This is a genomic window from Pseudomonas sp. P39-UII1 (assembly GCF_039672635.1).
Lineage (GTDB): Bacteria > Pseudomonadota > Gammaproteobacteria > Pseudomonadales > Pseudomonadaceae > Aquipseudomonas.
Window position 1 is genome coordinate 158954 of sequence record NZ_JBDFPP010000012.1, and the last position, 12124, is coordinate 171077.

The window sequence follows — 12124 nt, forward strand, 5'->3', positions numbered from 1 at the left end:
TCACGTGTTATTCGGTTTCCAGATCGATATCGATACCGAGCGAACGGATCTCTTTGATCAACACGTTGAAGGACTCGGGCATGCCCGGCTCCATACGGTGATCGCCATCCACGATGTTCTTGTACATCTTGGTACGGCCGTTCACGTCGTCCGACTTCACTGTGAGCATTTCTTGCAGGGTGTATGCCGCGCCGTATGCTTCCAGCGCCCACACTTCCATCTCCCCGAAACGCTGACCACCGAACTGCGCCTTACCACCCAGCGGCTGCTGGGTAACCAGGCTGTAGGAACCAGTGGAACGCGCGTGCATCTTGTCGTCCACCAAGTGGTTCAGCTTGAGCATGTACATGTAACCAACGGTCACAGGGCGCTCGAACTTGTTGCCGGTACGGCCGTCGAACAGCACCATCTGGCCGCTTTCCGGCAGGTCAGCCAGCTTCAGCATGGCCTTGATCTCGCTTTCCTTGGCACCGTCGAATACCGGGGTAGCCATTGGCACGCCCTTCTTCAGGTTGTGCGCCAGAGCGAGGATCTCTGCATCGGTGAACTCGTCCAGGCTTTCCTGACGACCGCCGATCTCGTTGTAGATCTCGGTCAGGAAACCGCGCAGTTCAGCGGCTTTACGCTGCTCTTCGATCATGCGGTCGATCTTCTCGCCCAGGCCCTTGGCCGCGAGGCCCAGGTGGGTTTCCAGGATCTGACCGACGTTCATACGCGAAGGTACGCCCAGCGGGTTCAGTACGACGTCGACCGGAGTACCGTTCGCGTCGTGCGGCATGTCTTCGACCGGCATGATCACCGAGACGACACCCTTGTTACCGTGACGACCGGCCATCTTGTCACCCGGCTGGATGCGACGGCGGATTGCCAGGTAGACCTTGACGATCTTCAGTACGCCCGGTGCCAGGTCATCGCCCTGCTGCAGCTTGCGCTTCTTGTCTTCGAACTTGTCGTCCAGCAGGCGACGGCGATCGACGATGTACTGCTGAGCCTTTTCCAGCTGCTCGTTCAGTGCATCTTCAGCCATGCGCAGTTTGAACCACTGGCCGTGCTCCAGACCGTCCAGTACTTCGTCGGAGATCACGGTGCCTTTCTTCAGGCCCGCGCCACCGTCGACCACCTGGCCGTTCAGGGCAGAACGCAGACGTTCGAAGGTTGCACCTTCGACGATGCGGAACTCTTCGTTGAGGTCCTTGCGGATCTCGTCCAGCTGCATCTTCTCGATGGCCAGGGCACGGCTGTCGCGCTCGACGCCATCACGGGTGAAGACCTGTACGTCGATGACGGTACCCTTGGTGCCGGTTGGCACGCGCAGGGAGGTGTCCTTAACGTCGCTGGCCTTCTCACCGAAGATCGCACGCAGCAGTTTTTCTTCCGGGGTCAGCTGGGTCTCGCCTTTCGGAGTGACCTTGCCAACCAGGATGTCGCCTGCGCCTACTTCAGCACCTACGTACACGATACCGGCTTCGTCCAGCTTGTTCAGAGCGGCTTCACCCACGTTCGGGATGTCCGCAGTGATTTCCTCTGGGCCAAGCTTGGTGTCACGCGCCACACAGGTCAGTTCCTGAATGTGGATGGTGGTGAAGCGATCTTCCTGAACCACACGCTCGGACAGGCAGATGGAGTCTTCGAAGTTGAAGCCGTTCCACGCCATGAACGCGATGCGCATGTTCTGGCCCAGTGCCAGTTCACCCATGTCGGTGGACGGGCCGTCGGCCATGATGTCGTGACGCTTGACCACATCACCTTTGCTGACCAGCGGACGCTGGTTGATGCAGGTGTTCTGGTTGGAGCGGGTGTACTTGGTCAGGTTGTAGATATCTACACCTGCTTCACCGGTCTCGACTTCGTCGTCAGCAACGCGAACGACGATACGGCTGGCGTCGACCGAGTCGATCACACCACCGCGGCGAGCAACCACGCAGACACCGGAGTCACGGGCAACGTTGCGCTCCATGCCGGTACCGACCAGCGGCTTGTCAGCGCGCAGGGTGGGTACAGCCTGACGCTGCATGTTCGAACCCATGAGTGCACGGTTGGCGTCGTCGTGCTCGAGGAACGGAATCAGCGAGGCGGCAACGGAAACAACCTGCTTCGGCGAAACGTCCATCAGGGTGACGTCTTCCGGCGCCTTGACGGTGAATTCGTTCAGGTGACGAACAGCTACCAGCTCGTCGATCAGTTGCTTCTTCTCGTTCATCGCGGCCGAAGCCTGAGCGATGACGTGATCAGCTTCTTCGATCGCCGACAGGAACACGATGTCGTCGCTGACCACGCCTTCCTTCACCACGCGGTACGGGCTTTCCAGGAAGCCGTACTGGTTGGTGCGGGCATAGGCTGCCAGGGAGTTGATCAGACCGATGTTCGGACCTTCAGGGGTCTCGATCGGGCACACGCGGCCATAGTGGGTCGGGTGTACGTCACGGACTTCGAAGCCTGCGCGCTCACGGGTCAGACCGCCCGGGCCAAGTGCGGAAACACGGCGCTTGTGGGTGATCTCGGAGAGCGGGTTGTTCTGGTCCATGAACTGCGAGAGCTGGCTGGAACCGAAGAACTCTTTCACCGCCGCCGCAACCGGCTTGGCGTTGATCAGGTCCTGCGGCATCAGGCCTTCGCTTTCAGCCATCGACAGACGTTCCTTGACCGCGCGCTCAACACGCACCAGGCCAACACGGAACTGGTTCTCGGCCATCTCGCCGACGCAACGTACGCGACGGTTACCGAGGTGGTCGATGTCGTCGACGATGCCTTTGCCGTTACGGATATCGACCAGGGTCTTGAGAACCTCGACGATGTCTTCCTTGCTCAGCACGCCCGAACCTTCGATCTCGGTGCGACCGATACGACGGTTGAACTTCATGCGGCCCACGGCCGACAGGTCGTAACGCTCGGCGCTGAAGAACAGGTTGTTGAACAGGGTCTCGGCAGCGTCCTTGGTTGGCGGCTCGCCTGGACGCATCATGCGGTAGATCTCGACCAGCGCTTCCAGTTGGTTGCTGGTGGTGTCGATCTTCAGGGTATCCGAGATGAACGGACCGCAGTCGATGTCGTTGGTGTACAGGGTCTCGATGCGGACAACCTGAGCCTTGGCGATCTTGATCAGCAGCTCGGTGGTCAGCTCGGTGTTGCACTCGGCCAGGATCTCGCCGGTAGCCGGATGCACGATGGCCTTGGCGGTGGTGCGACCCAGGACGTATTCCATTGGAACGTCCAGCTGGTTGACACCGGCCTTCTCGAGCTGGTTGACGTGGCGCGCGGTAATACGGCGGCCTTGCTCGACGATGACTTTGCCGGTTTCGTCATGGATATCCATGACCGCCACTTCACCACGCAGACGCTGAGGTACCAGTTCCAGGCTGAGTTTCTCGCCGGAAATGTGGAACACGTTGGTGGTGTAGAAGGTGTTCAGAACCTCTTCGGTGCTGTAACCCAGGGCGCGCAGCAGTACCGAGGCCGGCAGTTTGCGGCGACGGTCGATACGGACGAACACGCAGTCCTTCGGGTCGAACTCGAAGTCCAGCCAGGAGCCGCGGTAAGGAATGATGCGAGCGGAGTACAGCAGCTTGCCGGAGCTGTGCGTCTTGCCACGGTCGTGGTCGAAGAACACACCAGGCGAACGGTGCAGCTGGGAAACGATCACACGCTCGGTACCGTTGATAACGAAGGTACCGTTCTCAGTCATCAGGGGGATTTCACCCATGTAGACTTCTTGCTCTTTGATGTCCTTGATCGCTTTGTTCGACGATTCCTTGTCGAAGATGATCAGGCGCACCTTGACCCGCAGTGGGACCGCGAAGGTCACGCCACGCAGGACACATTCCTTCACATCGAAGGCGGGTTCGCCCAGGCGATAGCCTACGTACTCCAGGGCAGCATTGCCGGAGTAGCTGATGATCGGGAATACCGATTTGAAGGCCGCGTGCAGGCCGACGTCGCGGAACTGATCCTTGGATGCTCCCGCTTGCAGGAATTCGCGATACGAATCCAGCTGGATGGCCAGGAGGTAAGGCACATCCATGACGTCCGGCAACTTGCTAAAGTCCTTGCGGATACGTTTTTTCTCAGTGTATGAGTAAGCCATCAGCGTTCCCCAGCTTGGTCACCTGCTTGTTTGGCTTCTCCCGGCGGGAGCAGCCAGAAAATCGTGCAAACCCCTTGGTTTGCGCACCCACATGGGTGTCTTGCAGCTTGTTATCGGGGCCGACCTGATCGGCCACCAATAACGGAAAAAGGCCGGTGGCATAAGCCACCAGCCATCAGCCTTCGCTCAACGCGCCGGCTGGCGTCGCAAGGTCGAGATTACTTCAGCTCGACTTTAGCGCCTGCTTCTTCCAGCTTCTTCTTAGCGTCTTCAGCGGCTTCTTTCGAAACGCCTTCAGCTACAACCTGAGGAGCGCCGTCGACTTTCTCTTTGGCTTCTTTCAGGCCCAGACCGGTCAGTTCGCGAACGGCTTTAATCACGTTCACTTTCTTCTCGCCAGCTTCAACCAGAACAACGTTGAACTCGGTCTGCTCTTCAACAACGGCAGCAGCAGCAGCTGGGCCAGCAGCGGCAACAGCAGCGGTAACGCCGAAGGTTTCTTCCATTGCTTTGATCAGCTCAACAACTTCCAGAACGGTTTTCTGGCCGATTGCTTCGATGATTTGCTCGTTAGTCAGGGACATGACTTAAATCCTGTATTGGGGTGACAGCCTACGCAGCCATCAAATTAAACATATGATTTTGAAAGAGGTTACGCGGCCTTAGGCAGCAGCAGCTTCTTTCTGGTCGCGAACGGCCGCCAGAGTACGAGCCAGCTTGCTGGTAGCGCCTTGAATAACGCTCATCAGACGTGCGATAGCTTCGTCACGGGTCGGCAAGGTAGCCAGTACATCGATCTGGTTGGCGGCAATGAAATTGCCGTCAAACGCAGCTGCCTTGATCTCGAACTTGTCCTGACCCTTGGCGAACTCTTTGAACAGACGAGCAGCAGCGCCCGGGTGTTCGTTGGAGAAAGCGATCAGGGTCGGGCCAGTGAACACGTCGTTGAGGACACTGAATTCAGTGTCAGCAACGGCGCGCTTGAGCAGGGTGTTACGTACGACACGTACGTAAACGCCAGCTTCACGAGCCTCTTTACGGAGTCCGGTCATTGCGCCTACAGTCACACCACGGGCATCAGCCACGACAGCGGACAGAGCGACTTTGGCAGCCTCGTTGACTTCAGCGACGATGGCCTTCTTGTCTTCGAGTTTAATTGCCACGGGTTTACTCCTGGTTTTTACCGTTTCATCTGGCCGAGGCCGGATGTCGTTTTGGTGTCTGATTCGGTAACGAATCGGGAGCACCATCTGCGTAGGCTTGTGGTTTAAGGCTTGCGCCGCCTACGGTCTTGGATAGCCCCCGCCAGGCAGGGACCCCAATTTTTGCGAAGGGCGCGACAAGTCGCGCCGCCGCGGTCTTACGCGCTCAGCGAGCTCTGATCGATGACCAGACCTGGGCCCATGGTGGTGCTCAGGGTAACGCGCTTGACATAGATACCTTTCGAGGAAGCCGGCTTGATACGCTTCAGATCAGCGATCAGGGCTTCAACGTTTTCTTTCAGCTTGCCAGCTTCGAAGCCGACTTTGCCTACGGAGGTGTGGATGATACCGTTTTTGTCGGTACGATAGCGAACCTGACCAGCCTTGGCGTTCTTGACAGCCGTGGCCACGTCTGGGGTAACGGTACCGACTTTCGGGTTAGGCATCAGGCCGCGAGGACCCAGAACCTGACCCAGCTGGCCTACAACGCGCATGGCATCAGGCGATGCGATGACGACGTCATAGTTCAGGTCGCCGCCTTTCATTTCGGCAGCCAGATCGTCCATACCTACACGGTCAGCGCCGGCAGCCAGAGCGGCCTCAGCAGCTGGACCCTGGGTGAAGACAGCAACGCGTACGGTCTTGCCAGTGCCGTGTGGCAGCACGGTAGCGCTACGAACGACCTGGTCGGATTTACGCGGGTCAACGCCGAGGTTGACGGCAACGTCGAAGGATTCGCTGAACTTCACGGTGGACAGTTCGGCCAGCAGCGCAGCTGCGTCTTCGAAGTTGTAAACTTTGCCAGCTTCGATTTTCGAAGCAATAGCCTTTTGGCGCTTGGTCAGCTTAGCCATTACACACCCTCCACGTTCAGGCCCATGCTGCGGGCAGAGCCAGCGATGGTGCGTACAGCAGCGTCCAGGTCAGCAGCAGTCAGATCAGCCTGTTTAGCCTTGGCGATATCTTCCAGCTGAGCACGGGTCACGGTACCGACTTTGACGGTGTTCGGGCGAGCCGAACCACTGGTCAGGCCAGCAGCTTTCTTCAGCAGAACCGAGGCAGGGGTGCTCTTGGTTTCGAAAGTGAAGCTACGGTCACTGTAAACAGTGATGATCACAGGAGTCGGCAGGCCGGCTTCTTGACCCTGAGTACGGGCGTTGAAGGCCTTGCAGAATTCCATGATGTTCACACCGTGTTGGCCCAGTGCTGGACCAACGGGTGGGCTTGGGTTGGCCTGGCCGGCCTTAACTTGCAGCTTGATGTAAGCCTGAATCTTCTTAGCCATGAGCTACTCCAATATCGGGTACAAACGCCTGAAGGCTCCCCGGATGACTTGCGTTTTATCCCAGTGACGACAAAACCCCGCAGCACACAGGGCTGCGGGGTATGGGATGCTTCGTCCGCCTAGACCTTTTCGACCTGGCTGAACTCGAGCTCTACCGGAGTAGAGCGACCGAAAATGAGCACCGCCACCTGGAGGCGACTCTTTTCGTAGTTAACCTCTTCGACACTACCATTGAAGTCAGCGAACGGACCGTCAATGACTCGAACCACTTCACCTGGCTCGAACAGCGTCTTCGGCTTCGGCTTGTCGCTACCGTCGGCAACGCGACGCAGGATAGCTTCAGCTTCTTTATCGGTAATCGGCGCCGGCTTGTCGGCGGTACCACCAATAAAGCCCATCACACGAGGGGTATCCTTGACCAAGTGCCAAGTCCCTTCGTTCATCTCCATCTGGACCAGAACATAGCCAGGGAAGAATTTGCGCTCACTTTTGCGCTTCTGGCCGTTACGCATTTCAACGACTTCTTCGGTCGGGACCAGGATCTCGCCGAAACCGTCTTCCATGCCTGCCAGCTTGACGCGCTCTACCAGGGAGCGCATAACATGCTTCTCGTAACCCGAGTAAGCATGCACAACATACCAACGCTTAGCCACGGGACACCTTTAGCCAACGATCAGGGAGACCGCCCAGCCGAGCAGGGAATCAAGACCCCACAACAGCAGTGCCATAACCAGCACGACAGCCACGACAATCAGCGTGGTCTGGGTGGTTTCCTGGCGGGTCGGCCACACGACTTTACGGATCTCAGTACGAGCTTCCTTCGCCAGCGCAAAGAACGACTTACCCTTCGCAGTCTGCAGAGCTACGAAGCCAGCGACAGCAGCCAGGGCGAGAAGTGCGAGAACGCGGTACAGGATTGGAGAGGCGGAGTAATATTGATTACCCACGACACCAACAACAACCAAAGCCACTACAGCCAGCCACTTGAACAGATCAAAACGCGTTTCTTGGGCTTCAGTTTTGGGAGTCATCGGGGAGGATCCTGTAAGAAGAAAGCCAATCACACTGAGGTGAATGGCAGGTCAGGAGGGAATCGAACCCCCAACCTACGGTTTTGGAGACCGTCGCTCTGCCAATTGAGCTACTGACCTGTAACGCTGTATCAGGCCGGCCATTATACCGGCCTGATCAAGTAAATCAACTACTTATTCGATAATTTTTGCTACGACGCCGGCGCCGACGGTACGACCGCCTTCACGGATAGCGAAGCGCAGACCGTCTTCCATTGCGATGGTCTTGATCAGGGTAACAGTCATCTGAATGTTGTCACCTGGCATTACCATTTCAACGCCTTCCGGCAGTTCGCAGTTACCGGTCACGTCAGTGGTACGGAAGTAGAACTGAGGACGGTAGCCTTTGAAGAACGGAGTGTGACGGCCGCCTTCTTCCTTCGACAGAACGTAGACTTCTGCGGTGAACTTGGTGTGCGGCTTGACCGAACCTGGCTTGACCAGAACCTGGCCACGCTCAACGTCGTCACGCTTGGTACCACGCAGCAGAACGCCGCAGTTCTCGCCAGCACGGCCTTCGTCCAGCAGCTTGCGGAACATCTCAACACCGGTGCAGGTGGTGGTGGTGGTGTCACGCAGACCAACGATTTCCAGGGCGTCTTGAACGCGGACGATACCACGCTCGATACGGCCGGTAACAACGGTACCACGACCCGAAATCGAGAACACGTCTTCGATCGGCATCAGGAACGGCTGGTCGATGGCACGAACTGGCTCAGGAATGTAGCTGTCCAGAGTCTCTACCAGCTTCTTGACAGCGGTAGTGCCCATTTCGTTGTCGTCTTTGCCTTCCAGGGCCATACGAGCGGAACCGATGATGATCGGAGTGTCGTCGCCTGGGAAGTCGTAGGTGGACAGCAGGTCGCGAACTTCCATCTCGACCAGTTCCAGCAGCTCAGCGTCGTCTACCAGGTCAGCCTTGTTCAGGAAGACCACGATGTACGGAACGCCTACCTGACGGGACAGCAGGATGTGCTCACGGGTTTGTGGCATCGGACCATCGGCGGCCGAGCAAACCAGGATCGCGCCGTCCATCTGGGCAGCACCGGTGATCATGTTCTTCACGTAGTCAGCGTGACCTGGGCAGTCAACGTGAGCGTAGTGACGAATGGTCGAGTTGTACTCAACGTGAGCGGTGTTGATGGTGATACCGCGCGCCTTTTCTTCCGGAGCCGAGTCGATCTTGTCGAACTCAACGATTGCCGAACCGAAAACTTCGGAGCAAACGCGAGTCAGAGCCGCGGTCAGAGTGGTCTTACCGTGGTCGACGTGGCCGATAGTGCCGACGTTGACGTGGGGAAGGGAACGATCAAACTTTTCCTTAGCCATCGATACAATCCTCCGCAGAAGAAATAGTCTTGCGCTGATAAAACAAAGGCAGATATTTTCATATCTGCCTTGTTTATATGGAGCTCTTGAGCGGACTTGAACCGCTGACCTCACCCTTACCAAGGGTGTGCTCTACCAACTGAGCTACAAGAGCGAAACACTTTGTGCAAAATCCAGCAAACTTGGAGCGGGTAGCGGGAATCGAACCCGCATCATCAGCTTGGAAGGCTGAGGTTCTACCACTAAACTATACCCGCGGAGCTTGCGGCTCTCGCTAAAACTGGTGGAGGGAGAAGGATTCGAACCTTCGAAGCTCGCGCAACGGATTTACAGTCCGTCCCCTTTGGCCGCTCGGGAATCCCTCCAGATGTGGCCGGCATTCTATGTTGCTGCCGCCCTAGTGTCAAGCTCTTTTTCAAATTTTTTCAATCAAATCTGAAACTTAGCTGCTTTGACACCGCCTCCAGCTCTACCACCTGAGTGGTGTTCCCTGTGAAGCGGGCGCCATTCTATCAAGCTATTCGCCAGTTGCAATACCCTGGCAGAAAATAATTTTATGTTTTAAGTCTTTGAAATCGTTGGAAAGAGTGGCGAGGACGGTTTGGTCCAGCAAACGCTCGCTTTCGGGCGCGACCTTCAGCCAAAGCCCATCGGCGCCAGGCAGCTGACCGGATACCGGCAAAGCGTTGATATCCAGGCTCAGCAAGCGCTGACGCAGTGCCTCGAGCTGATCTTTACCTGCCAGACCACCCACAACCAGGCATTCATCCCGACGCCGAGCCGGCGCCGAGACACCGGTTTCACGCAACAGGCGAATTTCCTGTTGATTGCCTTTATACAAAGACAGTGGGGCGACATCCTTGGCTTTGAGAGGGGCTTCCTGTTGATGCCATACGTAGTAAAAGACGTTGAGCACCAGCAACAGCAGAAACAACCAACGCATACACACCTCAGTCCAATGGGCAGGCCATTGCAAGACCAACGAATACCAGGTCAGGCACCACACGCGCCTGTGGCGCAGCCTCACGCACCAGCGGTGCATCGCCGCCGGTAAGGAACACAGTAAACGCATCACCCCACAAGGCACGCGCTTGCTCGAGCTGAGTGCGGGCAAAGCCCTGGAGCATGAGCACGCAACCGCGCTCCACTGCCTCCACGGTTGAACGCCCAGGTGCAAGGCTGTTCAATGCACGCTCTGCCGAAGCATCGTCGTAGCGGATTCGCCGGGTGTGGGTACGCAGCTGGCTACGCATCAATGGCATGCCTGGGCAAATGTACCCCCCCAGGTGCTCGCCATCCGCGGCAATGAAGTCGGCTTTTGCAGCAGTGCCCAGATCAATTACCAGGCAAGCCCCCTTGGCCAGATGGAAGGCACCCAACGCCGCCAGCCAACGATCCATGCCCAAACGCTCGAAATCTGCATAGCCGTTACGTACACCGGCCATTTCCTGAGCCGGTGCCGCAACGCGCGCCACTACCGAAAAGGCCTGAGCGATCAAACTGCAGAGAGCAGCGGTCTCTTCTTCACTGCGCACGCTGACGACGCGGCAGCCCGACAAGCGCAACGACGCCAAGGCACTGACTTCAGCAACCAGCGCCTGGTCCGAGTCAACAATGCCACCGCCCACGATCGTCGCGTCGGCCGCATGAATGACACGCCATTTTATAAAGCTGTTACCGCAATCGAGCTCAAGAATCATCACGCAACCTCAAACTGAGCTCACCACCACTGAAGCTCTTTTCCACACCGTCGACCTCAAGGCGTAACCCGCCCTGCCCGTCCACACCCAGCACCACCCCATCCACGCGGGTACTGCCGGCAATCAGCGACACCTTACGCCCTTGCCACAGGTGTGCCTGCTCCCACTCTTCCTGGAATGCGGCAAAACCATAGCGGCGGTGACGCGCCAATTCGTGCTGAAGCTGCTGACTGAGCATGGCCACCAGGCGATTGCGATCAATTGTCACACCCGCCTCGCGCTTCATCGACGTCCACTCCTGGTCGACTTGGTCATTAGCCTGCATGTTCACATTGATACCGATACCAAGGACGACGTGACACACATCCGCAGGATCACCGACTAGCTCCAGCAGAATGCCAGTGATCTTCTGCCCACGCACAAGCACATCGTTGGGCCACTTCAGCCCTACACCCTTGACACCGAAATCTTGCAGGGTACGCATGACAGCCAGACCCACTACCAGGCTCAAGCCCTCGAGCTGACGCATACCACCTTCGACACGCAGTACGAGGCTGTAGTAGAGGTTTTCCGCAAATGGGCTTACCCATTGACGACCACGGCGACCACGCCCAGCGCTCTGGCGCTCGGCAAGCACCAAAAACGGAGCAGCCTGACCCTGGCCGGCAAGCCGAAGCCCTTCAGCGTTGGTCGAATCGATGGTGTCATGGATGAAAACGGGCCACGGGTTACCGTCGGCAAACTCGGCAATCGCGTTCGCTTCAAGCAGGGCCAGAGGCGCCGCAAGCTGGTAGCCACGCCCACGAACCTTGTGAATGGTGAGGTTCAGCTCACTCTCCAGGTGCTGCAGCTGTTTCCAAACGGCGCTGCGGCTTACCCCAAGGGCTACCCCCAAGGCTTCCCCGGAATGGAACCGGCCATCCTTGAGGAGATTCAACAACTTCAGCATGCCAGTCTCGACTTGGAATAAGGCTGGCATGATAGCTATGGGTAGTGGGCTTGCATAGGAAAAGGGCCGCCCGAAAAGCTCACCAACAAAGAGTTTTTCGGCCAGAAAAGACAAAACCCCTACCTGCTCGCGCAGATAGGGGTTTTGCGAAATGAATCTTGACGATGACCTACTCTCACATGGGGAAACCCCACACTACCATCGGCGATGCAACGTTTCACTACTGAGTTCGGGATGGGATCAGGTGGTTCCAATGCTCTATGGTCGTCAAGAAATTCGGTAGCCAGAATGTCCAGAAGGACAGCCCAGCGAATTCGGATATGTGATCTGTGTGATGTGCGCTCGAACTTTCGGTTCGTTTCGTCTTCACCACCGCAATTCGCGCTAGCAAATTGCTTGGGTGTTATATGGTCAAGCCTCACGGGCAATTAGTATTGGTTAGCTCAACGCCTCACAGCGCTTACACACCCAACCTATCAACGTCGTAGTCTTCGACGGCCCTTTAGGG

At 57.3% G+C, this 12124-nt stretch carries 11 protein-coding genes, 4 tRNA genes and 2 rRNA genes; all 17 read right to left on the minus strand.

Translation table 11 applies throughout. From position 1 onward, the window contains the following. Positions 1-7: 7 nt before the first annotated feature. The gene (rpoB, locus tag ABEH27_RS17005) at positions 8-4081 is read right to left on the minus strand and encodes a DNA-directed RNA polymerase subunit beta (protein ID WP_346614692.1); all 4074 of its coding nucleotides are present in this window, start codon (positions 4079-4081) and stop codon (positions 8-10) included. A gap of 218 nt (positions 4082-4299) precedes the next feature. Continuing rightward, the gene (gene rplL / locus ABEH27_RS17010; protein WP_007957596.1) at positions 4300-4665 is read right to left on the minus strand and encodes a 50S ribosomal protein L7/L12; all 366 of its coding nucleotides are present in this window, start codon (positions 4663-4665) and stop codon (positions 4300-4302) included. 78 nt (positions 4666-4743) lie between these two features. Beyond that, entirely contained in the window at positions 4744-5244 is a 501-nt protein-coding gene (gene rplJ / locus ABEH27_RS17015; RefSeq protein ID WP_346614693.1) for a 50S ribosomal protein L10, read from the minus strand. Positions 5245-5441: 197 nt separating this feature from the next. Continuing rightward, positions 5442-6137, minus strand: a complete 696-nt coding sequence (rplA, locus tag ABEH27_RS17020) for a 50S ribosomal protein L1 (RefSeq protein ID WP_346614694.1) — start codon at positions 6135-6137, stop codon at positions 5442-5444. Beyond that, positions 6137-6568, minus strand: a complete 432-nt coding sequence (rplK, locus tag ABEH27_RS17025; RefSeq protein WP_003255500.1) for a 50S ribosomal protein L11 — start codon at positions 6566-6568, stop codon at positions 6137-6139. The genes rplA and rplK overlap by 1 nt, the downstream gene beginning before the upstream one ends. A 119-nt stretch (positions 6569-6687) precedes the next feature. Beyond that, a complete protein-coding gene (gene nusG, locus ABEH27_RS17030; RefSeq protein ID WP_346614695.1) occupies positions 6688-7221 on the minus strand; it encodes a transcription termination/antitermination protein NusG in 534 nt (177 codons plus the stop codon). A gap of 9 nt (positions 7222-7230) precedes the next feature. Continuing rightward, positions 7231-7599 carry a preprotein translocase subunit SecE gene (gene secE, locus ABEH27_RS17035; RefSeq protein WP_136912669.1) on the minus strand — a complete coding sequence of 123 codons (369 nt, stop codon included), beginning with the start codon at positions 7597-7599 and terminating at the stop codon, positions 7231-7233. Between the two features lie 44 nt (positions 7600-7643). After that, a tRNA-Trp gene (locus ABEH27_RS17040) sits at positions 7644-7719 on the minus strand. 54 nt (positions 7720-7773) lie between these two features. After that, a complete protein-coding gene (tuf, locus tag ABEH27_RS17045) occupies positions 7774-8967 on the minus strand; it encodes an elongation factor Tu (RefSeq protein WP_046857347.1) in 1194 nt (397 codons plus the stop codon). Between the two features lie 78 nt (positions 8968-9045). Continuing rightward, positions 9046-9121: transfer RNA gene (locus ABEH27_RS17050), tRNA-Thr, on the minus strand. Positions 9122-9150: 29 nt separating this feature from the next. Then, a tRNA-Gly gene (locus ABEH27_RS17055) sits at positions 9151-9224 on the minus strand. A 24-nt stretch (positions 9225-9248) separates the two neighbouring features. After that, positions 9249-9332: transfer RNA gene (locus tag ABEH27_RS17060), tRNA-Tyr, on the minus strand. Between the two features lie 152 nt (positions 9333-9484). Next, positions 9485-9910: a hypothetical protein gene (locus ABEH27_RS17065; RefSeq protein ID WP_346614696.1), complete on the minus strand. Its 426-nt coding sequence runs from the start codon at positions 9908-9910 to the stop codon at positions 9485-9487. Positions 9911-9917: 7 nt separating this feature from the next. Beyond that, on the minus strand, positions 9918-10667 hold the full coding sequence (locus ABEH27_RS17070; RefSeq protein WP_346614697.1) for a pantothenate kinase: 750 nt from the start codon (positions 10665-10667) through the stop codon (positions 9918-9920). Then, positions 10657-11616: a bifunctional biotin--[acetyl-CoA-carboxylase] ligase/biotin operon repressor BirA gene (gene birA, locus ABEH27_RS17075; RefSeq protein WP_346614703.1), complete on the minus strand. Its 960-nt coding sequence runs from the start codon at positions 11614-11616 to the stop codon at positions 10657-10659. The genes ABEH27_RS17070 and birA overlap by 11 nt, the downstream gene beginning before the upstream one ends. Before the next feature lie 156 nt (positions 11617-11772). Next, positions 11773-11888: ribosomal RNA gene (gene rrf, locus ABEH27_RS17080) — 5S ribosomal RNA — on the minus strand. A gap of 135 nt (positions 11889-12023) precedes the next feature. Next, positions 12024-12124, minus strand: a 23S ribosomal RNA gene (locus ABEH27_RS17085); the annotation flags it as partial.

Coding starts and splice junctions, on each gene's coding strand:
- rpoB (WP_346614692.1), bottom strand. CDS start 4,081: ATGGCTTACTCATACACTGAGAAAAAACGTATCCGCAAGGACTTTAGC.
- rplL (WP_007957596.1), bottom strand. CDS start 4,665: ATGTCCCTGACTAACGAGCAAATCATCGAAGCAATCGGCCAGAAAACC.
- rplA (WP_346614694.1), bottom strand. CDS start 6,137: ATGGCTAAGCTGACCAAGCGCCAAAAGGCTATTGCTTCGAAAATCGAA.
- rplK (WP_003255500.1), bottom strand. CDS start 6,568: ATGGCTAAGAAGATTCAGGCTTACATCAAGCTGCAAGTTAAGGCCGGC.
- secE (WP_136912669.1), bottom strand. CDS start 7,599: ATGACTCCCAAAACTGAAGCCCAAGAAACGCGTTTTGATCTGTTCAAG.
- tuf (WP_046857347.1), bottom strand. CDS start 8,967: ATGGCTAAGGAAAAGTTTGATCGTTCCCTTCCCCACGTCAACGTCGGC.
- ABEH27_RS17065 (WP_346614696.1), bottom strand. CDS start 9,910: ATGCGTTGGTTGTTTCTGCTGTTGCTGGTGCTCAACGTCTTTTACTAC.
- ABEH27_RS17070 (WP_346614697.1), bottom strand. CDS start 10,667: ATGATTCTTGAGCTCGATTGCGGTAACAGCTTTATAAAATGGCGTGTC.
- birA (WP_346614703.1), bottom strand. CDS start 11,616: ATGCTGAAGTTGTTGAATCTCCTCAAGGATGGCCGGTTCCATTCCGGG.